This window comes from Bradyrhizobium sp. BLXBL-01 (assembly GCF_051853025.1).
Taxonomy (GTDB): Bacteria; Pseudomonadota; Alphaproteobacteria; order Rhizobiales; family Xanthobacteraceae; genus Bradyrhizobium.
The window spans coordinates 4648259-4671020 of record NZ_CP182471.1 but is presented as its reverse complement, the minus strand read 5'-3'; the positions used below and the strand labels follow the sequence as shown (position 1 = coordinate 4671020).

20 protein-coding genes are annotated in these 22762 nt (G+C 65.9%); 11 read left to right on the top strand and 9 right to left on the bottom strand.

Translation table 11 applies throughout. From position 1 onward, the window contains the following. Positions 1 to 16: 16 nt before the first annotated feature. The 6 genes from ACNJYA_RS21845 (at position 17) to ACNJYA_RS21820 (ending at position 6414) form a co-directional block, all read left to right on the top strand. Positions 17 to 601 carry an NnrU family protein gene (locus ACNJYA_RS21845; RefSeq protein ID WP_212257520.1) on the top strand — a complete coding sequence of 195 codons (585 nt, stop codon included), beginning with the start codon at positions 17 to 19 and terminating at the stop codon, positions 599 to 601. Positions 602 to 744: 143 nt separating this feature from the next. Further along, positions 745 to 2337 (top strand): class I adenylate-forming enzyme family protein, encoded by a 1593-nt coding sequence (locus ACNJYA_RS21840; protein WP_439400723.1) that lies wholly within the window; start codon positions 745 to 747, stop codon positions 2335 to 2337. A 165-nt stretch (positions 2338 to 2502) separates the two neighbouring features. Further along, complete coding sequence (locus ACNJYA_RS21835) at positions 2503 to 3156, top strand: tetratricopeptide repeat protein (protein ID WP_439400722.1); 654 nt, start codon at positions 2503 to 2505, stop codon at positions 3154 to 3156. A 31-nt stretch (positions 3157 to 3187) separates the two neighbouring features. Beyond that, complete coding sequence (locus tag ACNJYA_RS21830; RefSeq protein ID WP_439400721.1) at positions 3188 to 3727, top strand: hypothetical protein; 540 nt, start codon at positions 3188 to 3190, stop codon at positions 3725 to 3727. Positions 3728 to 3778: 51 nt separating this feature from the next. Continuing rightward, positions 3779 to 5161: a ribosome biogenesis GTPase Der gene (der, locus tag ACNJYA_RS21825; RefSeq protein WP_439400720.1), complete on the top strand. Its 1383-nt coding sequence runs from the start codon at positions 3779 to 3781 to the stop codon at positions 5159 to 5161. Beyond that, complete coding sequence (locus ACNJYA_RS21820; RefSeq protein ID WP_439400719.1) at positions 5158 to 6414, top strand: TCR/Tet family MFS transporter; 1257 nt, start codon at positions 5158 to 5160, stop codon at positions 6412 to 6414. The genes der and ACNJYA_RS21820 overlap by 4 nt, the downstream gene beginning before the upstream one ends. Positions 6415 to 6594: 180 nt before the next feature. Here ACNJYA_RS21820 and ACNJYA_RS21815 read toward each other — a convergent pair whose 3' ends face one another. The 5 genes from ACNJYA_RS21815 to radA all read right to left on the bottom strand — a co-directional run bounded on the left by ACNJYA_RS21815 (position 6595) and on the right by radA (position 12801). Beyond that, on the bottom strand, positions 6595 to 7818 hold the full coding sequence (locus tag ACNJYA_RS21815; RefSeq protein ID WP_172786430.1) for an ABC transporter substrate-binding protein: 1224 nt from the start codon (positions 7816 to 7818) through the stop codon (positions 6595 to 6597). Positions 7819 to 8085: 267 nt separating this feature from the next. Next, a complete protein-coding gene (locus ACNJYA_RS21810; RefSeq protein ID WP_439363272.1) occupies positions 8086 to 8826 on the bottom strand; it encodes an SDR family NAD(P)-dependent oxidoreductase in 741 nt (246 codons plus the stop codon). A 180-nt stretch (positions 8827 to 9006) separates the two neighbouring features. After that, on the bottom strand, positions 9007 to 10530 hold the full coding sequence (gene purF / locus ACNJYA_RS21805) for an amidophosphoribosyltransferase (RefSeq protein WP_439363271.1): 1524 nt from the start codon (positions 10528 to 10530) through the stop codon (positions 9007 to 9009). A 28-nt stretch (positions 10531 to 10558) separates the two neighbouring features. Next, on the bottom strand, positions 10559 to 11188 hold the full coding sequence (locus tag ACNJYA_RS21800; protein WP_172786433.1) for a CvpA family protein: 630 nt from the start codon (positions 11186 to 11188) through the stop codon (positions 10559 to 10561). A gap of 167 nt (positions 11189 to 11355) precedes the next feature. Further along, complete coding sequence (gene radA, locus ACNJYA_RS21795; RefSeq protein ID WP_172786434.1) at positions 11356 to 12801, bottom strand: DNA repair protein RadA; 1446 nt, start codon at positions 12799 to 12801, stop codon at positions 11356 to 11358. Positions 12802 to 12991: 190 nt separating this feature from the next. Between radA and ACNJYA_RS21790 the strand changes: the two genes are divergently transcribed. Together ACNJYA_RS21790 and ACNJYA_RS21785 are read left to right on the top strand one after the other, a co-directional pair. Further along, entirely contained in the window at positions 12992 to 14140 is a 1149-nt protein-coding gene (locus ACNJYA_RS21790) for an ABC transporter substrate-binding protein (RefSeq protein ID WP_439400718.1), read from the top strand. After that, positions 14140 to 16209: a putative bifunctional diguanylate cyclase/phosphodiesterase gene (locus ACNJYA_RS21785; RefSeq protein ID WP_439403461.1), complete on the top strand. Its 2070-nt coding sequence runs from the start codon at positions 14140 to 14142 to the stop codon at positions 16207 to 16209. Before ACNJYA_RS21790 ends, ACNJYA_RS21785 begins: the two co-directional genes overlap by 1 nt. Positions 16210 to 16221: 12 nt before the next feature. Here the strand turns inward: ACNJYA_RS21785 and ACNJYA_RS21780 are convergent, their stop codons facing one another. Further along, complete coding sequence (locus tag ACNJYA_RS21780; RefSeq protein ID WP_439400717.1) at positions 16222 to 16947, bottom strand: sulfite exporter TauE/SafE family protein; 726 nt, start codon at positions 16945 to 16947, stop codon at positions 16222 to 16224. A gap of 218 nt (positions 16948 to 17165) precedes the next feature. Here ACNJYA_RS21780 and ACNJYA_RS21775 point away from each other — a divergent pair, with 218 nt between their 5' ends. Both ACNJYA_RS21775 and ACNJYA_RS21770 read left to right on the top strand, forming a co-directional pair. Continuing rightward, positions 17166 to 17942, top strand: coding sequence for a potassium channel family protein (locus tag ACNJYA_RS21775; protein WP_439400716.1), 777 nt, complete (start codon positions 17166 to 17168; stop codon positions 17940 to 17942). A 161-nt stretch (positions 17943 to 18103) separates the two neighbouring features. Further along, the gene (locus tag ACNJYA_RS21770; protein ID WP_439400715.1) at positions 18104 to 18472 is read left to right on the top strand and encodes a GFA family protein; all 369 of its coding nucleotides are present in this window, start codon (positions 18104 to 18106) and stop codon (positions 18470 to 18472) included. 3 nt (positions 18473 to 18475) lie between these two features. On the opposite strand, the gene ACNJYA_RS21765 is transcribed toward ACNJYA_RS21770, so the two are convergent. Further along, a complete protein-coding gene (locus ACNJYA_RS21765) occupies positions 18476 to 19246 on the bottom strand; it encodes an exodeoxyribonuclease III (protein ID WP_439400714.1) in 771 nt (256 codons plus the stop codon). A gap of 40 nt (positions 19247 to 19286) precedes the next feature. On the opposite strand from ACNJYA_RS21765, the gene ACNJYA_RS21760 reads away from it, so the two are divergent. Beyond that, complete coding sequence (locus ACNJYA_RS21760) at positions 19287 to 19502, top strand: hypothetical protein (RefSeq protein WP_172786439.1); 216 nt, start codon at positions 19287 to 19289, stop codon at positions 19500 to 19502. 135 nt (positions 19503 to 19637) lie between these two features. Here ACNJYA_RS21760 and alr read toward each other — a convergent pair whose 3' ends face one another. Together alr and ACNJYA_RS21750 are read right to left on the bottom strand one after the other, a co-directional pair. Continuing rightward, positions 19638 to 20912 carry an alanine racemase gene (gene alr / locus ACNJYA_RS21755; RefSeq protein ID WP_439403460.1) on the bottom strand — a complete coding sequence of 425 codons (1275 nt, stop codon included), beginning with the start codon at positions 20910 to 20912 and terminating at the stop codon, positions 19638 to 19640. Positions 20913 to 20958: 46 nt separating this feature from the next. After that, positions 20959 to 22470 (bottom strand): replicative DNA helicase, encoded by a 1512-nt coding sequence (locus tag ACNJYA_RS21750; RefSeq protein ID WP_439400712.1) that lies wholly within the window; start codon positions 22468 to 22470, stop codon positions 20959 to 20961. Between the last annotated feature and the right edge of the window lie 292 nt (positions 22471 to 22762).

Below are 22762 nucleotides of genomic sequence, written 5' to 3'. Positions count from 1 at the left end.
TTGCGGGGAGGATGTCGTGGGTCTGTTGGTCATGATCCTGGGGCTGGTGCTGTTTTTTGCATCCCATGTTTTCACAACCAAACGAGAGGCACGCGCGCAGGCGATCGCGAGGCTGGGCGAGGGGACCTACAAGCTGCTCTATTCGGCGGTCTCGCTGGCTGGGCTGGCGCTGATCATCTGGGGCTATGCCCACTACCGCAGCTCCGGCTGGATCGACGTCTGGTATCCGCCGAAGGCGATGAAGCACATCACGCTGGCCTTGATGCTGCCTGCAGTCATCCTCGTGGTGGCGTCCTACATGCGTGGCCGCATCTACGCGACGCTGAAGCATCCAATGCTGGCCGGCATCAAGCTGTGGGCCGCGGCGCATCTTTTGGCCAATGGCGATCTCGGCTCCATCATCCTGTTCGGCTCGTTCCTGGGCTGGGCGGTCTATGACCGCATCTCGCTTAAAGCTCGCACCGACGCCGGCGGCCCGCCGATTCCGGTCGGCGGCGTCACCAACGATCTGATCGCGGTCGCGGTCGGCGTGGTCGCCTATCTGGCCCTGGCCTTCGCGTTCCATCCGGTCGTGATCGGTGTGCCCGTGATCGGGGTTTAGCGCATGATCCGGAAAAGTGTGCAGCGGTTTTCCGATAAGATCATGCGCAAGAATTATGTCAGCCGGTCAGCACAAGACGAAACCCGGATGTCCATGCGCGGAAGATAAGAAGATAACAAGAGCAACAAGCCGAGGGCATCCCGATGGACTGGTCGCAATCTCAGATCCCGCCGATGCGGCTCGTGGCGCGCTTTGGCGATCGAGTAGTGCCGTCGTTTTGCGATCGGCCATCGAGCCTCTGGGCGATGATCGCGGACGCCTGCGCCCGCAATGCCGAGGGCGAAGCGTTGATCTGCGGCAATGTCCGCCTGAGCTGGGGCCACGCGGTGGAGCAGGCCGCGCGGATCGCTGCGGGATTTCGCAAGCTTGGATTGCAGCGCGGCGATCGTGTTGCGATCCTGCTCGGCAATCGCATCGAATTTCCGCTGCTGCTGTTTGCCGCCGCGCATGAGGGGCTGGTCACCGTGCTGCTCAGCACGCGCCAGCAGAAGCCGGAGATCGCCTATGTGCTCGCCGATTGCGGTGCCAAGATCCTGATCCACGAAGCCGCGCTCGCCGAGCGGCTGCCCGATGCGCATGATGTGCCCGATGTGATCCATCGCATCGCCGTCGCCGATGATCCGGCTCTGTCGCGTTTCGCAGGGCTCGCCGACAACCCGCCGGCCGTGGCACCGATCGAGGTGGGCGAGGAGGACACCGCGATGATCCTCTACACCTCCGGCACCACGGGCAAGCCGAAGGGCGCGATGCTGGCCCATTGCAACATCGTCCATTCCTCCATGGTGTTCGTGTCCTGCCTGCAATTGACGGAGGCCGATCGCTCGATCGCAGCGGTGCCGCTCGGCCATGTCACGGGCGTCGTCGCCAACATCACCACCATGATCCGCTGCGGCGGGACGCTGATCATCATGCCCGAGTTCAAGGCCGCCGATTACCTCAAGCTCGCCGCGCGCGAGCGCGTGACCTACACGGTGATGGTGCCGGCGATGTACAATCTCTGCCTGCTCCAGCCCGATTTCGACGGCTACGATCTGTCGAGCTGGCGCATCGGCGGCTTCGGCGGCGCACCGATGCCGGTCGCCACCATCAAGAAGCTCAAGTCGAACATTCCCGGCCTGAAGCTGATGAACTGCTACGGCGCGACCGAGACGACCTCGCCCTCGACGATCATGCCGGGCGAGCTGACCGAGAGCCACATCGACAGCGTCGGCCTGCCGTGCCCCGGCGCGCGCATCGTGGTGATGGGCCCGGACGGACGCGAGCTGCCTCCCGGCGAGATCGGCGAGCTCTGGATCCAGAGCGCCTCCGTCATCAAGGGCTACTGGAATAATCCGAAGGCCACCGCCGAAAGCTTCACGGGCGGATTCTGGCATTCGGGCGACCTCGGCTCGGTCGATGCGGAAGGGTTCGTTCGCGTGTTCGACCGGCAGAAGGACATGATCAATCGCGGCGGCCTGAAGATCTATTCGGCCGAGGTCGAATCCGTGCTGGCCGGCCATCCCGCCGTGGTCGAGAGTGCGATCGTCGCCAAGGCCTGCCCGGTGCTGGGCGAGCGCGTCCACGCCGTGGTGGTGACGCGACAGCCGGTGGCCGATACGGACCTGCGCGCCTGGTGCGCCGAGCGCCTGTCCGACTACAAGGTTCCCGAAACCATCGCGATCACGGCAGACCCGCTGCCGCGCAACGCCAACGGCAAGGTGCTGAAGCGGCAGCTGCGGGAGCTGCTGGGAGCTTGAGCCGGGCAGCGGCATCCGGGCTGTCCCGGGTGGTTAACGCCTTGATCGGGCTCGCTTTGCCTTGCCACCGCCATATCGTTAGGCTACCTCGCCGCCACGCGGGGACGGGATTCCTGACGCGAACGCCTTGGCGCGCGCACCCGGACGGGCATGGGATTAGCATAAGTGTCTGAATTCTTTAACGAAGTCGACGAGGAAGTACGTCGCGAACAGCTCAAAAAGCTGTGGGACAGGTATTCGATCTACTTCATCGCCCTGATGGTGCTGGTCGTGGCCGCCGTCGGCGGTTGGCGCGCCTATCAATATTTCGAGGCCAGGAAGGCCGCCGAGGCCGGCGCCGTCTTCGAGAAGGCCGTCGAGCTGTCCGAGCAGGGCAAGCACGAGGACGCCGAGAAGGCGTTCACCGAGCTCGCTGCCAAGGCACCGTCCGGCTATCGCACCCTGGCGCGGCTGCGCGCTGCGGCCGAGGCCGCGAGCCGCGATCCCAAGGCGGGCGCGAAGATGTATGACGACATTGCCGCCGACCGCAGCATTGGCGGTGAGTGGCAGGATCTGGCCAAGATCCGCTCCGCCGGCCTCGTGCTCGACAGCGCCAGCTACGCCGACATGCAGCAGCGGCTGGAAGCTTCCGCCGCGCCCAAATCGACCTTCCGCCACAGCGCCCGCGAGATGCTGGCGCTGTCGGCCTGGCGCAACAACGACATGACCGCAGCCCGCAAATGGCTCGAGGCGATTGACGGAGACGGCGAAACGCCGCCCGGCCTGCGCTCGCGCGCCGAGGCGCTCCAGGCTTTGTTGCCACCCGTCGCCAAAAGCTGACGACGGTTCTCTGACGTAACGAGACACCAAGATGCGCCGCACGCCCCGCTTGATCGCAGCCGCCGTCCTGATCGCCTTCACCGGCGCCCTGGGCGGCTGCTCCAGCTTCGATCCGAGCGACCTGCTCGACTTCCTCGATACCAAGAAGAAGCTGCCGGGCGACCGCAAGCCGGTCTTCCCCGAAGGCGTGCCGGGGCTCGAGCAGGGCGTGCCGAGGGATCTGTACAAGGGCGCGCAGCAGCAGCAACCCGACCCGAACGCACCTGCCGTGGCGGCATTGCCCGCGGAGCCGGAGCCGGCCAAGCCGGCGAAGGGGGCCAAGGCAAAGCATACCAAGCAGCCCGCCGCGGCGGCCGCGCCAGCCGCAGCACCCGCCGGCGAGGTCGATGGCGAGGCCCAGCCGGAGGCCGCGCCAGCGACGTCCGCTCCGCCGCCCAAGCACAAGATCGTCCGCAGGCGCACCACCGCGCCGGATCAGCCGGCGCAGCCGACGCAACCCGCCCCGGCCACGCAGCAGCAATCGCAGAGCGCCTTCCCGGCGCCGCTGCCGAGCGGCAGCTTCTCGCGCTGATATTTTCCCGTTGCATTGACAGGCGCAGCCCCGGCAGCGCACGAATGACCGATGTCCTTCACGATCGCCATCATCGGCCGGCCCAATGTCGGCAAATCGACGCTGTTCAACCGCCTGGTTGGGCAGAAGCTCGCGCTCGTCGATGATCTGCCCGGCGTCACCCGCGACCGCCGCGAAGGCGAGGCCAGGCTCGGCGACCTCCGCTTCACCATCATCGATACCGCCGGCCTCGACGAGGGCGCCAAGGGCTCGCTGACCGCGCGCATGCAGGAGCAGACCGAGACCGCGATCGCGCAGGCGGACGCGCTGTTCTTCGTCGTCGACGCCCGCATCGGCCTGACGCCGACCGATCGCGCCTTCGCCGATTTCGCCCGCAAGGCCAACAAGCCGGTGCTGCTCGTCGCCAACAAGAGCGAGGGCAAGCACGGTGATGCCGGTGCGATGGAAGCGTTCGCGCTCGGCCTCGGCGATCCCATCCAGATCTCGGCCGAGCACGGCGAGGGCATGGGCGAGCTCTACGATGCGCTCGCCGGGCTGATGCCGGAGCCCGTCGAGGAAGACGAGGATGAGGACGACGCGCCGCTCACCGAGGAAGAGGCGGCGACGCGCCCGATCCGGGTCGCCATCGTCGGCCGGCCCAATGCCGGCAAGTCGACGCTGATCAACCATCTGCTCGGCGAGGAGCGCCTGCTGACCAGCCCGGAGGCCGGCACGACGCGCGACTCCATCGCCGTCGAGATCAACTGGAAGGGCCGCGACTTTCGCGTGTTCGACACCGCGGGCCTGCGCCGGCGCTCGCGCATCGAGGAGAAGCTCGAAAAGCTTTCGGTTGCGGACGCACTGCGCGCGGTGCGCTTTGCCGAAGTCGTCGTGCTGATGATGGATTCGCAGAACCGCTTCGAGGAGCAGGACCTGCGCATCGCCGACCTGATCGAGCGCGAGGGACGGGCGGTCGTGCTGGCCGTCAACAAATGGGATCTGATGGAGACCAAGGGCGGCGGCGCGATCTCGGGTCTGCGCCGCGATGCCGATCATTGGCTGCCGCAGCTCAAGGGCGTGCCCATCGTCGCCGTCTCGGGCTTGATGGGCGAGGGCATCGACCGCCTGATGCAGGCGATCCAGGACGCCTATGCGATCTGGAACCGGCGCGTGCCGACCTCAGCACTCAATCGCTGGTTCGAGCAGGCGATCCAGGCCAACCCGCCGCCCGCGGTCTCCGGCCGCAGGCTGAAGCTGAACTACATCACCCAGACCAAGGCGCGCCCGCCGAGCTTCGTGCTGTTCTGCTCGCGCGCGGACGCCGTGCCGCAATCCTACTTGCGCTATCTCACCAATTCGATGCGCGAGACCTTCGAGCTGCCGGGCACGCCGGTGCGCATCACGCTGCGCGAGAAGGTCAATCCCTTCGCGCACAAGCGCAAGCGGCCGTCGTGAGCGACGGCGCGGGCGAAGTGGTGGTGCACGGCGCAGCGCCGGCCAGGGGCGGCGCCGTCGCCTTCATCTTCGTCACCATCCTCCTCGACATGCTCGCGCTCGGCGTGATCATGCCGATCCTGCCGAAGCTGATCGAAAGTTTCGTCGACAACGACACCGCACATGCCGCGCGCATATTCGGCGTGTTCGGCACCGCCTGGGCCTTGATGCAGTTCGTGTTCTCGCCGGTGCTCGGGGCGCTGTCGGATCGTTTCGGACGGCGGCCGGTGGTGCTGCTGTCGAATTTCGGGCTCGCGGCCGATTACGTCTTGATGGCGCTGGCGCCGTCGCTTGCGTGGCTGTTCGTCGGCCGCGTCATCTCCGGCATCACCTCGGCGAGCATCTCGACCGCCTTCGCCTATATCGCCGACATCACGCCGCCGGAACGGCGTGCGGCGGTCTTCGGCCGGATTGGGGCGGCCTTCGGCGCCGGCTTCATCTTAGGGCCGGCGCTCGGCGGCCTGCTCGGCGATATCGATCCGCGCCTGCCGTTCTGGGCCTCGGCGGCCCTGAGCTTCGCCAACGCGCTCTATGGCCTGTTCGTGCTGCCGGAGTCGCTTGCGCCCGACAAGCGCGCGCCGTTCCACTGGCGCAGCGCCAATCCGCTCGGGGCGCTGCAGCTGCTGCGCTCCAACGCGGCGCTGGCCGCCTTGTCGATCGTCAACTTCATCGCGCAGGTCGCCCACGTCGTGCTGCCTTCGACCTTCGTGCTCTATGCGACCTATCGCTACGGCTGGGATTCCAAGACGGTGGGCTTGACGCTCGCCATGGTCGGCATCTGCGCCATGGTGGTGCAGGGGTTTGCGATCGGCCCCATCGTGCGCGCGCTCGGCGAGCGGAACGCGCTGCTGCTCGGCCTCTGCTGTGGCGCGGTCGGCTTCGTGGTCCTCGGCGCTGCGCCGACCGGACCGCTGTCATGGCTCGGGATTCCCGTTCTGGCGCTGTGGGGCATCTCCGGTGCCGCCTCGCAAGCGCTGATGACGCGGCTCGTCGCGCCGGAGCAGCAGGGCCAGCTGCAGGGCGCGACCGCGAGCGTGCAGAGCGTGTCGCAGCTCGTCGGCCCGTTCCTGTTCACGCTGACGTTTTCCTACTTCATCGGCGCCAGCGCGCCGCTGCATCTGCCCGGCGCGCCGTTCCTGCTCGCAGCGGTGCTGATGGTGGTGTGCGTTGCGATCGCGGTGCGCTCGCTGGGCGTTACGAAGACGGTCTCGTAGGGTGGGCAAAGGCGCGTAAGCGCCGTGCCCACGATCTGTTCATGCTACGAAACAGTGGTGGGCACGCTTCGCTGTGCCCACCCCACGGCAGTGTCGCATGTCGCGCGAGATCCCGGGTCTGGTGCTGCGGGCCGCGCTTCGCGGTCCCGTGCGCACCATCCCGGGATGACCGCTACACGGTCACTTCTTCACCAGCGGGCAGTCGCTGTCCTTGAGCGGCTTGGCCGCATCCTCCGGCGCGATGGTGGCGACCAGCTTGTAATAGTCCCACGGTCCCTTCGACTCCTCGGGCTTCTTCACCTCGAACAGATAGGCGGGGATGAGGCGGCGTCCGTCCTGGCGCAGCGGGCCCTTGCCGAACAGCGGATCGTCGGTCGGCAGCTCCTTCATCTTGGCGACGACCTTGGCGCCGTCATGCGGATTGCTGCCGAGCGCTTCCATTGCCTTCAGGTAATGCAGGATCTCGGCGTAGAGCCCCGCAACCGTCATCGACGGCATCGAGCCCTTGGGCGAGACCTTCTGGAAGCGCTTCGACCATTCGCGGGTCTGGTCGTTGAGGTCCCAGTAGAAGGACTCAGTGAAGGTCAGGCCCTGCGCGGTCTTCAGGCCGAGCGAGTGCACGTCGTTGATGAACAGCAGCAGCGCGGCGAGCTTCTGGCCGCCTTGGACGATGCCGAATTCGGCGGCCTGCTTGATCGCGTTGGTGGTGTCGCCGCCCGCGTTGGCAAGGCCGATGATCTTGGCCTTGGAGGACTGCGCCTGCAGCAGGAAGGAGGAGAAGTCCGCCGTGTTCAGCGGGTGCTTGACGCCGCCGAGCACCTTGCCGCCGGTCGCCGTGACGACCGCGCCGGTGTCACGCTCCAGCGCATGGCCGAACGCGTAATCCGCGGTGAGGAAGAACCAGCTGTCGCCGCCCGCCTTGGTCAGCGCCTTGCCGGTGCCGTTGGCGAGCATGTAGGTGTCGTAGGTGAAGGACACGGTGTTGGGCGTGCAGGCCTTGCCGGTGAGGTCCGCGGTGGCCGCACCTGAATTGAGCAGCACCGCGTTCTTTTCCTTGACGAGATTGCTCACCGCGAGCGCCACGCCGGAGCTCGGCGTGTCGGCGATGGCGTCGACCTTGTCGGCGTCGATCCATTGCCGGGCGATGTTGACGCCGATGTCGGGCTTGTTCTGGTGATCGCCGGAGAGCACCTCGATGGTCCAGCCCTTCGCCTTCAGGCCGGAATCCTCGACCGCCATCTTCACTGCCGCGACCGAGTTCGGGCCGCCGATGTCGGCATAGAGGCTCGACATGTCGTTGAGCACGCCGATCTTGATGGTCTTGTCCTGCGCGAAGGCGGATGTGGCAAAGCCGAAAGCGGCACAGGCCAGAAGGGCCGCGGTGCGGCGTGCGGGCATCGTCATAAAAGGCTTCCTCCATTGTCAAATATGCGAACGGCTCTCTTTGGGAGCCTTGTTCCAAGTGATCGCTCTACCGTGTCCCACGGCCGACGGCAATGCACCTAAAGCCGGATGACGCTGCGTCCTAGCGTCATCCTTCGGTTAACTTTTGGGCAAAATGCGTTGAGACGCTATTTCAGCGCGTGCGATGTCAGCGTGAATTTCTGATTGCGCTTTCCGGCACCGACTTCGGCGGTATGGCCATGCCCCGGGCATGGCGTCCGAAGGCAATCAGGCCGGAGCGCGGAAGCTCATCAGGGTGCGGGTCTTGTAGTCGTAGAACTTGCCGGTCTCGGTCCAGTCGGGCGCGCACAGCGGCACGATGAATTCGGCAACCTGCTCGGGCGTGTCGAGCGTCGCCGGATCCTCGCCGGGCATCAGCGTTGCGCGCATGCGGGTGCGCACCGGGCCGGGATTGAACAGATTGACACGCAGCTTCGTGTTTGCGGTTTCCTGTGCCCAGGCGCGTGCCAGCGTCTCCAGTGCGGCCTTGGACGCCGCGTAGGGGCTGACGTAAGCGGTGGCCTTGTTGGCGGCACCCGAGGTGATGAACACGGCGCGGCCGGCATCGGACTGCTTCAGCAGCGGCTCCATGCAGCGGATCAGCTGGAAATTCGCGGAGACGTTCACCGCCATCACCTCGTTGAAGGTCTTCAGCTCGATATGGCCGATCGGCGAGGAAGGGCCGAGCACGCCGGCATTGCCGACGAGGATGTCGAGCTTGCCGTAGCGATCGTGCAGGCCGGCGCCGAGACGCGCGATGCCGTCGGAATCGGTGAGGTTGAGCGGCACCAGGGTGGCACTGCCACCCTCTTTCCGGATCTCGTCGTCGAGCTCTTCGAGCCCGCCTTGCGTACGCGCGGTGGCAACGATATGCGCCCCGGCTTTGGCCAGTGCGATAGCGGTGGCATAGCCGATGCCGCGCGAGGCGCCGGTGACGAGAGCGATACGGTCAGCGAAGGGCTTTGTCATGGCGGGGTTTTACAGCCGTGGACGGCCGGGACAAGCCCCCGCATGGTCGTCATTCCGGGGCGATGCGAAGCATCGAACCTGGAATCCAGAGGTTTGAGGCAACATGTCGAGATCCTCAGGTGCGCAATTGCGCACCATAGTTCGGTCCTTACGGACTGCCCCGCGATGACGCGTTCGCCGTCAGCTCGCCTCCGCCAGCAGCGACAGCTGCCGCGGCTGCGGCTCGGTCTGGGTCTGGTCGGTAAGATGGGTCGGATAGACGCCGGTGAAGCAGTGATCCGCGAACTTTGGATTGGCGGGATCGCGGCCGGGCTCGCCCATGGCGCGGTACATGCCGTCGATCGACAGGAAGGCGAGTGAGTCCGCACCGATGAGCTCGCGCATCTCCTCCAGCGAATGCGTCGCTGCCAGCAGGCCGCCGCGGTCGGGCAGGTCGATGCCGTAATAGTCAGGGTAGAGGATCGGTGGCGAGGCGAGACGGAAATGCACCTCCTTGGCGCCGGCATCGCGCATCATGCGCACGATCTTCTTCGAGGTGGTGCCGCGCACCAGGGAGTCGTCGATCAGGATGATGCGCTTGCCTTCGATCGCGGCGCGGTTGGCCGAGTGCTTCATGCGCACGCCGGATTCGCGGATCGCCTGCGTCGGCTGGATGAAGGTGCGGCCGACATAATGGTTGCGGATGATGCCGAGCTCGAACGGCACGCCCGAATGCTGGCTGTAGCCGACCGCCGCGGGCACGCCGGAATCCGGCACCGGCACAACGACGTCGACAGGCACATGGCTCTCGCGTGCGAGCTGCGCGCCGAAATTCTTGCGCACCTCGTAGACCGAGCGGCCGTGGACGATGGAATCCGGCCGCGAGAAGTAGATGTATTCGAAGATGCAGGGGCGCGGCGCCATCGGCGGGAACGGCTTGTGGATGTCCTGGCCGTTCTCGTCGAACACGATGACCTCGCCGGGCTCGATGTCGCGCACGAAGCGGGCGCCGATGATGTCGAGCGCGCAGGTCTCAGACGTCAGGATCGGGCAGCCGTCGAGCTCGCCGAGCACCAGCGGGCGGATGCCGCGTGGATCGCGCGCGCCGACCAGCTTCTTGTTGGTCAGCGAGACCAGTGCATAGGCGCCTTCGATCTCGCGCAGCGCGTCGATATAGCGCTCGATGAAGCGGCTGCGCCTCGAGCGCGCCACCAGATGCAGGATCACCTCGGTGTCGGAGGTCGACTGCATCATCGCGCCGTTCTTGACGAGTTCGCGGCGCAGCGTCAGGCCGTTGGAGAGGTTGCCGTTGTGGGCGACCGCAAGGCCACCGGCATTGAGCTCGGCGAACAGCGGCTGCACGTTGCGCAGGATGGTGGCGCCGGTCGTGGCGTAGCGGACATGGCCGACCGCGACACTGCCGGGCAGGCGGTCGATCACCTCGCGGCGGGAGAAGGTGTCGCCGACGAGGCCGAGGCGGCGTTCTGAATGAAAGCGGCTGCCGTCGTAGGAGACGATGCCGGCGGCCTCCTGGCCGCGGTGCTGCAGGGCGTGAAGGCCCAGCGCGGTGATGGCCGCCGCATCAGGGTGACCGTAGATGCCGAAGACGCCGCATTCCTCGCGCAGCGTATCGCCTTCCAGATCGTCCTGAAGCTCGAGTGCGGCCGGGCCTGGACCGGCGTTTCGATCGAGATCAAGCAGGGCGTCCTGGTCAGGGTGTCGCATCTCGTTCTCGCCTCTCTCTAGGGCTCTTTCAACGCGCCGCAGGTTTCTCGATCAGCTTTTTCATGCCGTCACGAGCCGATTTACTGTACCCGTCGCCACTGCCCGAAGGCTGCTGCTCGGATTCAGCTTGATCATCATCTGGTTTGTTTTTCTTGAATCTCTTCAAGATGGTGTTCTCGGGGTCGTCAGGCAAGAGGGCCATCAGCCAATCGCCGGTTCCCTGGAGCACGACGCGGGACTTGGCCCCGGTGACCCAGTCCGGCCGCTGCTTGTCCGGCACCAGCCAGGTGAAGAACAGGAAGGCAACCACCACGATCAAAAGCCCGCGAGCCAGCCCAAACAGGAAGCCGAGGGTGCGATCCAGCGCGCCGATCCGCGAATCCAGGATCATGTCGGAGATCCGGACCGTGATGACGGAGACCACGACCAGGGTGCCGACGAACACGCCCGCGACCACGACCACGCTCGCGACCGTGTCGTTGTTGAAATAGCTCTTGGCGGTCGGCAGCAGCTTCGAGAAGGAATACAGCGTCACGATCGCCGCCGCACCCCAGGCCGCGATCGACAGGATTTCGCGCATGAAGCCGCGGACCATGGCGAGCAGGCCCGAGATCAGCATCACACCGAGCAGGATCAGGTCGAGGAGTGTTACTGGCATCGGCTGGTCTGGTCCGCTCGTACTTCAAAGGTGCTCTAGCGAATCGGTGTTTGGCCGCTGCCCTAAAAGAAGGGCAGACGGCGTTCCCGGCAAGGCCGCAACCACGCAATCCCATGCTGCTTTTGTGACGGCTGTATAGCGGCGAGGGCCTCCGGCGTCACCTCCACCTAACCCTCTCCGCGGCGGAATCTTGCCGGTGTGGCATTTTTCTCTGGCTGCGCGCTGGATTCGCCCCGGCGGGAGCCCCGGGCTGCGATCTCGGCGACCAGTGTCGTCAGGCTGTTCACCGTGTTCAGGGACAGGCCGGCGTCGCCGCCCGCATCGCCCCGTGCCGATTCGGGCAGCACCGCGCGCTGAAAGCCGAGCTTTGCCGCCTCCTTCAGCCGGGCCGGGGTCTGCGCCACCGGGCGCACCACGCCCGACAGCGAGATTTCGCCGAAATAGACGGCATCGGTGGGTAACTGCGCATTAACCAGCGACGACACCAGGGCCGCGGCGGCGGCGAGATCGGCCGCGGGCTCGTGGATGCGCAGGCCGCCGGCAACGTTAAGATAGACGTCGTGGCCGGACAGCTTGACCCCGCAATGGGCCTCCAGCACGGCCAGCACCATCGAGAGCCGGCTCGGATCCCAGCCGACCACGGCCCGGCGCGGGGTGCCGAGCGAGGTTGGGGCCACCAGTGCCTGCAATTCGACCAGAACGGGCCTCGTGCCCTCGATGCCGGCGAAGACCGCCGTGCCGGGCGTGCCGAGATCGCGCTCGGACAGGAACAGCTCCGACGGGTTGGTGACCTCGCGCAGGCCAAGGCCGGTCATCTCGAACACGCCGATCTCGTCGGTCGGACCGAAGCGGTTCTTCACCGCGCGCAGGATGCGGAATTGCTGCGAGCCTTCGCCCTCGAACGACATCACCGCATCGACCATATGCTCGACCACGCGGGGGCCAGCGATCTGGCCGTCCTTGGTGACATGGCCGACCAGGATGATGGCGGCTCCGGTCTTCTTGGCGAAGCGGATCAGCGCCTGCGCCGAAGCGCGCACCTGCGTCACCGTGCCGGGCGCCGATTCCACCGTGTCGGTCCACATGGTCTGGATCGAGTCGATCACGATCAGCCGGGGCACTGCGCCCTCCGACAGCGTCGAGACGATGTCCTCGACCGAGGTCTCGGCCGCGAGCTGCACCGGCGCGTCCGACAGCCCGAGCCGCTCGGCACGCAGGCGCACCTGGGCGACTGCCTCTTCGCCGGAGATGTAGACGACGCGGTGGCCGGCACGCGCCAGGAGACTGGTCGCCTGCGTCAGCAGCGTCGACTTGCCGATGCCGGGATCGCCGCCGACCAGCAGCACCGAGCCGCGCACGAAGCCGCCGCCGGTGACACGGTCGAGCTCGGTCATCCCCGAGGACAGGCGCGGCGCGTCCGGGCTCTTGCCGGCAAGGCTCTCCAGCGCAAACGTTCGGCCCTTGCGTTTGGAGCGGATCGACACCGGCACGCTGCCGCTGGTGTCTTCTTCCGCGAGCGTATTCCACTCGCCGCAGGACTCGCACTTGCCCTGCCAGCGGTTATAGGCCGCGCCGCAGTTCTGGCAGACGAAGGACAGCGTGGATTTGGCCATGGGGACAGCGAGTCGCGGGTTCCGGATGTGCTGATAGCACGGAATGGCGGGCCGATCGCCGGAGCTTCGAATATCTCAATTTGGCACCGGAGATATACCCTTCGTTAGCTCTGTGCCGCCGTGCCCGGCTGGATTTTGCCAATTCTTAGCGGACGGGGGTCCAATCTCGGAACCAACGGGGGCGGCGAAGATGACGAGATTTCTGCGAATATTGCTCGCGGCGGGCGTGGCCTGCGGCGTTTTCGGGTCCGCTGGCCGCAGCCTTGCCAAGCCCCTCAACATCGTCTTCGTCAATCCCGGCAAGTCCGGCGAGGTCTATTGGGACATGGTCGCGCAGACCATGCAGGCCGCCGGCCGCAAGCTCGACGCGCATGTCGAGGTGCTGACCAGCGAGCGGAACTACCGCACCATGCAGGAGCTCGGCTTCGGCGTGGTGGCCCGTGCCGACAAGCCGGACTTCCTCATCCTGTCGAACGAGGAATCCGCCGCCGTTCCCATCCTGGAGGCCGCCGAAGCCGCGGGCGTCAAGACGCTGCTGCTTTCGAACACGCTGATCGGCGAGGACGCGGTGCGTCTTGGACCGCCGAGGCAAAAGCTCAAGACCTGGCTCGGCGACATCACGACCGATCTTCAGACCGCGGGCGCGCGGATGGCCGACGCGCTGATCACGGCCGCGCGTGCCGAGAAATGGCAGAGCGCGGACGGCAAGATCCACATTCTCGGCATCGGAGGCGACGAGACCACGCCCGCCTCGATCGCCCGCAACGCCGGTCTCAAGCTCGCGGTGGATACTGCGTCCGACGTCGTGGTGGACCGCATGTTGTTCGCCAACTGGACGCAGTCCGAGGCCGAGCGGGTTACGGCAAACTATCTGAGCTGGGCCGCACGCAAGGAAATCCGGCCTGCCGGGATCTGGGCTGGAAACGATCCGATGGCGCTCGGCGCGCTACGTGCGGCAATCGCCGCGGGCCTCGTGCCCGGCCAGAACATCCAGGTGGTCGGCCTCAACTGGTCGGAGGATGCGATGCGCGAGATCAAGGCCGGCCGCATGCTCCTGACCGATGGCGGGCATTTCCTGCTCGGCGGCTGGTCCGTCGTTCTGCTGCGCGATTATGCCGACGGCTGCGATTTCGCCGCCGTTTCGCCCCGCGTCGAGGTCAAGACGTCGGCAATCACCCGCGACAATCTCGCGTCTGTCGGCGACCTCATCAGGACCCGGGCGTTCGACCGGATCGACTTCACGCGGTTCCGGGTGCAGGCCGGGCGCTGCGGCCAATATGACTTCTCCGTCGGTGCGCTCATCTCGTCGCTGCCGCTTGCCGAAGGCGTTGCGGATTGATGCGCAAGGATGAGGCGATGACCGATTCGGATCGCAACCAGCAGGAAGAGCCACCGCGCTTGCGCTCGGTCGTCCACGCGATGATTTGGGCCACCGTGCCCGTTCTGCTGCTGGTGCAATTGCTCGCCTCCGCCGGCGTCGAGGCATCGAGCTTCTGGTCGCAGCTCAGGCAGCTCGACGCCCGCATCGCCCGCGTCGCCGAGAGCCGCGCCGAGCTGATCGCCGAGCCGCTCTGGAAGATGCGCTACGACCAGGTCACGGGCGTGCTCAACGAGATCATGCACGACGAGACCATCGCGGCGGCGGCCGTCTATGACGATACAGGCGCCGCGATAGCCCGTGTGGTCGCGCGCTCGGAAGGCCAGTCGGTTGCTGAGGTCTCGCACTCGATCCGCTACAGCAACGGCAATATGGCCGTTCAGGCCGGCCGCATCGCCATCGCCTATTCGCGTACGGCGCTCTACGCGGATGCGGGCAGCCGCCTGATGCTGCTGCTCGTCGTCGGGCTGCTCGCAACCTTCGCGACCCTGATCGCCATGCGGATCTCCGCCAACATCTTCATCGGCAGGCCGCTCGCGGCCATGATGTCGGCGATCCAGCGCAGCAAGCAGGACGGCCGCGCCTATCCGGCTGATGTCACGTCCTCGAACGAATTCGGCCAGCTCGCGCGCGCCTTCAACGCCATGCAGCACACGACGTCAGGCGCGCTGGACCGGCTCGGGCACATGGCGACGCACGATCCGCTGACCGGGCTGCCGAACCGGCGCTCCCTGACCGAGCGCCTCGCCGTGACGAGCCAGAATGGAGGCGCGGCGGATACGCTGGTCGCGTTCTGCTTCATCGATCTCGACGACTTCAAGGGCATCAACGATACCTTCGGACACGAGGCCGGCGATGCGTTCCTGGTCCAGATCTCGCAGCGCCTTCGTCGCGCGGTCGAAGCCGAGGACTGGGTTGCCCGGCTCGGCGGCGACGAGTTCGTCGTCATTCGTCCCGAGGTGAGCGACGAACAGGCCGCGCACGCATTCGCTCAACGCGTGCTCGATGCCATTTCCGAGCCGATCCGCCTCCACGACAAGCAAGTGGTGCCGCGCGCCAGCATCGGACTTGCCGTGCGCCACGCCGACGATCCGGAGCTGTCGCATCTGCCGACGCTCGCCGACATCGCGCTCTATCATGCCAAGAGCAAGGCGCCCGGCACGGTCGCCGTGCTGGACGAAGCGCTCCAGCGCGATTATCGCCGCCGCAGGGATCTCGAGCTCGCCATTCCCACCGGCTTTGCCGAAGGCCAGTTCGAGGTCTGGTACCAGAGCCAGGTCGATCTCGGCAGCCATGAGGTGGTCGGCCTGGAAGCGCTGATCCGCTGGCGCCATCCCGAGCACGGCGTGATCGGCCCCGGCGAATTCTTGCCGCTGATCGAGCGCAGCGGCAACAATGCGCGGCTGACCCGGTACGTGCTGACCGATGCCTGCCAGGCCTTGCAGCAATTGGCGGCTGCGGGCAGGCCGCAGATCCGGATCGCGATCAATCTGCCGCCGTCCGAGCTTGCCGACCATTCGCTCGCCGCCGAGCTGCGCGCGACCTGCGCGCGCTTCGGTGTCGCGGCATCGATGCTCGAGCTCGAGATCACCGAGGGATCGCTGATCAACAACATCGCCAGCGCCTCCGAAACGCTGCATCGCCTGCGGCGCCTGGGCGCCACGATCGCGCTCGACGATTTCGGCACCGGCTACTCTTCGCTCGCCCATCTGCGCCGGTTTCCGCTCGACAAGGTGAAGATCGACAAGGCATTCATCAGCGAAATTCCCGGCAGCGCGGAGGACAAGGCGATCGTCGGCGTCATCGCATCGCTCGCCGCCACGTTGGGGCTGACATTGGTCGCCGAAGGCATCGAGCGCGCCGAGCAGGCCGCGGCCATGCGCGAGATGGGCGTGCGGCTCGGACAGGGATTCCTCTACCAGCGGCCGCAGCCGCTCGAGGCCGTGCTGCAATGGCTCGATGGCCAGCCGGCGGCGGCGAGCCGCGTCATGGCTGACAGCCCATCGATCACCCCGGAATTCGCCGCCTGAGCCGTGGCCGGGTTACGGCTGCGCTGCGCTCCAGAGCATCGAGAGCCCGGCCGCGATCATGATCGCGTCCATCACCAGGCGGAACACGTCCGGCTTCAGGTGCAGCACGAAGCGCTTGGCGATGAAGGCGCCCGACATCAGCGAGGAGCCCGCGATCAGGCCCTTGATGAAGACCTCGCCGGTCAGCGCGCCGAAACGCTCGAAGGTCACCGACTTCGCGAAATAGAGGCCGAGCGAGGAGGCCGCCTCCGTGGCGAGAAAGGCGCCCTTGGACAGGCCGTAGAACAGGAACAGCGGCACGCTGAGCGGCCCGGTCGAGACCACGATGCCGGTGAGATAGCCGATCACCGCGCCGCCGATCGCAAGATGCCAGAGATTGGCCTTGAGGTCGTGCCGCGCCAGCCAGTGCCGCACCGGCACCATCGCGATCAGGAAGAGGCCGATGGCGAGATCGACGGCATGCGCGGGCAGTGCCAGCAACGTCCGCGCGCCGAGCGCCGCCGCCGGAATGCCCGTGACCGAATAGGCCGCACAGGCCCGCCAATCGACCTCGCGCCACCACGCCAGGATCCGGGAGAAGTTCGCCATCACAGAGGCCACCGCCATGATCGGCACGGCCTCCTTCGGCCCGTAGGCATAGACCAGCACCGGCATCAGCATGATCGACGAGCCGGTGCCGACGATGCCTGAGATGGTGCCGGCGGCGAGACCGACGGTGAGGACGAAGAGAAAGGCCAAGAGGAGCGCTCCGGGAATCGGAGCAGTGTAGCCGGAGGGACCGGAGAGGGCGAACATTGTCTCGAGTGCTGCCTCGTTCTCCTCGTTCCTGAATTGCGCGCGCCATCTTTCGGGGACGGCAACGTTCTGCTGCTCCGGCAGAAACAGCGCGATTGGGGCGGACCTTGCGGCACCCGTTCCGAGTTGGCATCATTCGTGCGAACCGCGATCATGGTGCCGTGACCATAACGTCTCTCCGAAGCAAGGTCCGCCGCCTTTACGAGGGCGCAACGCCGGACGGCGTGCGCTTCCGCTATGCGCTGCTCGTCTTCGATATCGTGACGGTGCTGTTCATCATTGCAACCTCGTTCCTGCAGCCCAGTGGCATCGTCGAGACGCTCGATGTTCTGTTCGGCGCCATACTGCTTCTCGACTTCTCGGCTCGGCTCCTGGTCGATCGGCATCCGCTTCGGAAGTTCACCCAGCTCGCGACCTGGGCAGACATGGTCGCGATCGTGTCCTTCCTGGCGCCGCTTGCCGGCGAAGCGGGCGGCTTTCTCCGGATCCTGCGGACGTTGGGGCTGCTTCGCGACTACCAGATGCTGGTGAGGCTCCGCCTCGATTCTCCATTCTTTCGTCGCAATGAAGACGTCATCTTCGCCGTCACGAATCTGGCGGTCTTCATCTTCGTCATGACCGGCGTCGTCTACGAGACCCAGAAGTTTCGGAACGATGAGATCCGGAACTATGCCGATGCCCTGTATTTCACCGTCACGGCACTGACGACGACCGGCTTCGGCGACATTACCCTGCCGGGCACGGTCGGCCGCTTGATCACCGTCGTGATCATGATTTTCGGCGTCACGCTGTTCTTCAATCTCGCCCGCGCACTGCTCAGTCCGCACAAGGTGCGATTTCCGTGCCCGACTTGCGGACTCCAGAGGCATGATGCCGACGCCGTCCATTGTAAGGCCTGCGGCAATGTTCTCAATATTCCCGATGAGGGGGCCACCTGAAGAGCCTCTCACGCCGGCGCGGTGCGCTGTGTGACCGGACTGAGGTCTCCTACTATGCATGGGGTTGTTTTCACCTTTTTGTTTTGACCGTGCCGCTGCTGACAGCATGTTGGCAGCAGCGGCCGGCTACGACCGCGCTCCTGACAAAACGGGAGCGGATCATGCCGATCGAGGCAAGCTGTCATTGCGGTGAGACAGTGTTCGAGGTGACGGAGGCGCCTTCGAGCGTGACGCGCTGCACCTGCACGCTCTGCGCCAAGCGCGGCGCGCTGTGGGCCTATTACAAGCCTGCGCAATTCCGATTGCTGTCGCCGCCGGAGAACGTGGCGACCTATCTCTGGGGCAGCCGCACCGTCAAACACCATTTTTGCGCGACGTGCGGCTGCGGCACCTATTCGGAGTCGCCGGACTGGTCGACCGGCAAGCCCGATTTCGACAATCCCAAGGTTGCCGTCAACGCGCGCCTGTTCGACGATTTCGATCTGGAGGCCGTGCCGGTGAACGTAATCGACGGCAGGAATTTGTGGTGAGGGTCACCGCAACACCACCCACGCCGGCGCGTGGTCGCTCGCGCCATCCTCGCCGCGGATCTTCTTGTCGACGCCGGCTTTGGCGAGACGCGGGGCGAGGGCCGGGCTGAGCAGGAGATGGTCGAGCCGCAGGCCCGCATCGCGCGGCCAGCGGTTCCGCATGTAGTCCCAGAACGTGTAGATGCGCTTGTCAGGATGCAATTCGCGGATCGCGTCGTACCACCCTTGCTCGACCAGCGCGGCAAAGGCCGCGCGGCTCTTCGGCTGGATCAGCGCATCCTTGTCCCATGAGCGCGTCGGATAGATGTCGATCTCCGTGGGCGCGACGTTGTAGTCGCCGGCGAGCACCACTGGCAGGTCCTGCTTGATGAAGGTCTTGGCGTGGCGCCGCAGCCGCGCGAACCAGTCGAGCTTGTAGTCGAATTTCGGCCCCGGCTGCGGATTGCCGTTGGGCAGGTAGATGCTGGTGACGATGACGCCGCGCACGGCGGCCTCGATGTAGCGCGCTTCGAGATCGGCGGGCTTTCCCGGCAACCGGTCGCGCGTCAGCACAGGCTCGGCGTTGCGGGCGAGGATGGCAACGCCGTTCCATGTCTTTTGTCCACGCCACACCGCGCCATAGCCGGCCTTTTCGATGGCGGCCGCCGGAAATTCGCCATCACTTGCCTTCAACTCCTGAAGCGCGACGACATCGGGCTTCGCCGCGCGCAGCCATGCCAACAGATTGGGCAGGCGGCGGTTGATGTTGTTGATGTTGAATGTCGCGATCTTCATGTAGAGCTACCGGCTCCTGCCTTCCGTCCTCGGAGATACAATGTTCAAATTGAGCTTTGCCGCTACTGCCTTCGTCGTCGCGTTCTCCGGGGCCACGGCACAGTCAGCCGAAACGCGCGGCGCGTGCAAGGCGGACTATGACAAATTCTGCGCCGGCATCGCGCCGGGCGGCGGCATCGTCGCCTGTCTCAACGCCAAGCGCGACCAGCTCAGCGCCACCTGCAAGACAGCGCTGGACAGCAGAAAGAAGAAGTAGCCCTCGTGTCCCGGACGCGCGGAGCGCGAGCCGGGATCCAGAAGGCGACACGGCACACTGTCGAGAGATGGGCCCCGGCTCTGCAGCGGAGCGCTGAAGGAGCGCTGCACTGCGTCCGGGGCACGAGAGCGTCGCTTAACTTGGCAGCGGCGGCAACGCCGGCGGCTGCTCGATTGGCGGGGCGGGCGGCTGCCCGGCGTTCGACGCGGGCTCCGGCTTCGTCAGCGGCTCCTCGACATTGCCGCCCTTGTAGACGCGGGCATAGCGGTGGCCGAGGCTGGTCAGCACCTCATAGCCGATCGTGCCGAAATGGTGCGCGAGCTCGTCGACGGTGATGCCTTCGCCGAGCAGCGTCACCATGTGGCCGCGCCGCACCGCGTTCGGCGCCAGATCGGTGATGTCGATCGCGATCAGGTCCATGGAGATGCGGCCCGCGATAGGGCAGCGCTTGCCGGCCACGATGACATCGGCGCCGCGGGTGCCGTCATTGGAGCTCGCAGCACGGAAATAGCCGTCGGCGTAACCGACCGCGATGATCGCGAGTTTCGTCGGACGCCGCGCGGTCCAGGTGCCGCCATAGCCGACGGTCTCGCCGCGATCGATGGTGCGGATCTGCACGATGCGCGCCTTGAGGTCGACCACCTGCTGCATGGGATTGTCGGCCTCCGGCGTCGGATTGACGCCGTAGAGCGCAGCTCCCGGCCGCACCAGGTCGAACTGGAACGGCGCGCCGAGGAAGATGCCGGAGGAGTTGGCGAGCGCCGCCGGCACGCCTGTGAACTCACTGGCGATGCTGCGGAAGGCCGCGAGCTGTCTGGCATTGATCGGGCTGTTGAGCTGCTCGGCCGAGACCAGATGGCTCATCACCAGCGTGATGCCGTGATCGCCGGCATTGATGCGGGGGATGATGGCCTGCGCTTCCGACAGCGTCAGCCCGAGCCGGTTCATGCCGGTGTCGATGTGAATAGCAGCGCCCCCGTTCCAGCCGGTGCGGCGGCAGAACACGTCCCATTCGGCGAGCTCGTTGAGATCGCCGATCACCGGACGGCAATTGATCTTGGCGTAGTGCTCGCCGGTGTTCTGGAAGTAGCCGCCGAGCACGTAGATCGTGGGCTCGGGAACGGCGGCGCGCACCTTGCGCGCTTCCTCGATGGTGGCGACGAAGAAGGTCTTGCAGCCGGCTTTGCTGAGGGCTCGCGACACCTGCTCGGCGCCGCAGCCATAGGCATCGGCCTTGATCACCGCCGAACATTCGGCCGGCACCGCCGTCTTCTCGAGCTTGCGCCAATTGGCGATGATCGCGTCGAGATCGACGGTCAGCACGCCGCCATAGGCCGCGAGCACGGCGGCCTGGTTGGCCTCCGCGGAGAGTGGGCCGGATTGCGGGATCGATTTCGGGGCGGACGCCATTGTCATGGCGCCGTTTTACGCAAGAGGTAGGTCCGGTTCAAGGAACTCAGTAGTCGTTGTCGCTGCGAGCCGGCAGCTGACTGTCGGGTGCCAGGTCGCCGAACCGCGTGACCGAGGCTTCGAACGCCAAATCGACGGTGCCGGTCGGGCCGTGGCGCTGCTTGCCGATGATGACCTCGGCCTTTCCGTGCGCAAGACTCATGTCGAGCTGCCACTTCTCGTGTTCAGGCGTGCCTGGGCGGGGTTCCTTCATGGCGAGGTAATATTCCTCGCGGTAAACGAACAGCACAACGTCGGCGTCCTGCTCGATTGATCCGGATTCACGCAAGTCTGAGAGCTGCGGCCGTTTGTCGTCGCGGGACTCGACTTGGCGCGATAGCTGGGACAGCGCGATCACGGGAACGTTGAGCTCCTTGGCGAGCGCCTTAAGGCTGGTCGTGATCTCCGTGATTTCCTGCACGCGGCTGTCGCTGGCGCGCTTGCTCGAACCCGAGAGCAGCTGGATGTAGTCGATCACCAGGAGATCGAGACCCTTCTGGCGCTTCAGCCGGCGCGCGCGCGCCATCAGCTGCGCGATCGACAGGCCGCCGGTGGCGTCGACATAGAACGGCAGCGATTGCAGCTCGATCGAGACCTCCCGGATCTTCTCGAAATCGGCTTCCGAGATGCCGCCGCGGCGGATGTGGGAGGAGGGAACACCGGTGCGCTCGGCCACGATACGCGTGGCGAGCTGGTCGGCCGACATTTCGCAGGAGAAAAAGCCGATCACGCCGCCATTGGCGGCCTTCGTGGTGCCGTCGGCCTGGAGTTCCGGAACGTAGGCTCGGGCGACATTGTAGGCGATGTTGGTCGCGAGCGAGGTCTTGCCCATGCCGGGACGGCCCGCGACGATGATGAGGTCGGAGTGCTGCAGGCCGCCCATCTTGGTGTCGAGGTCGCGCATGCCCGTCGAGATGCCGGACAGTTTTCCGTCGCGCTGGAACGCCTTGGCCGCGAGATCGACCGCGACCGCCAGCGCCTGCGAGAACTTCTGGAAGCCGCCGTCATAGCGGCCGGATTCGGCTAGTTCGTACAGCTTTCGCTCGGCGTCCTCGATCTGTGCCCGCGGCTGGAAGTCGACCGGCGCGTCATAGGCGACGTTGACCATGTCCTCGCCGATGCCGATCAGGTCGCGGCGCAAGGACAGATCGTAGATGGTGCGGCCATAATCCTGGGCGTTGATGATGGTGGTCGCTTCGGCCGCAAGCCGCGCCAGATATTGGCCGATGGTCATGCCGCCGACGTCGGTATCGGCCGGCAGGAACGTCTTCAGCGTGACCGGGGTGGCGATCTTGCCCATCCGGATCAGGCTGCTGGCGGTCTCGAAGATGGTCTGGTGCAGCGGCTCGAAGAAGTGCTTCGCCTCCAGGAAGTCGGAGACGCGGTAGAAGGCGTCGTTGTTGACCAGGATCGCGCCCAGAAGGCTCTGTTCCGCCTCGATATTGTGCGGCGCGCTCCGATAGGCGGGAGTTCCGGCATCGGGCGCGAGTTTGAGAACGTTCGAATCAGTCAGTGCCATGGTCGGACGTGCTTAGCAATTTTCTTGGGCGGATGCGGGGCCGGGATAAAGCGCCGCCTCGGTGCAAAGCGGAAGCGAAAGCTGACCGCTATCAACCGCTCAGTTAAAATGGTGGATGATTAGCAGCCGCAGCATGCGCCGCGCTTGACTGGATTTTGGCGGAGCTCGCTCGTCCGAAAGGGGCCGCGGTCGCGCCTTGGAAAAATCCTGAAACCCATGAACCCTGTCGGCTGGCGCGCAGACCTATGGGGAGGCGCGCGAAATGACGCAGCGCAGCCGCATTCGGCTCGGC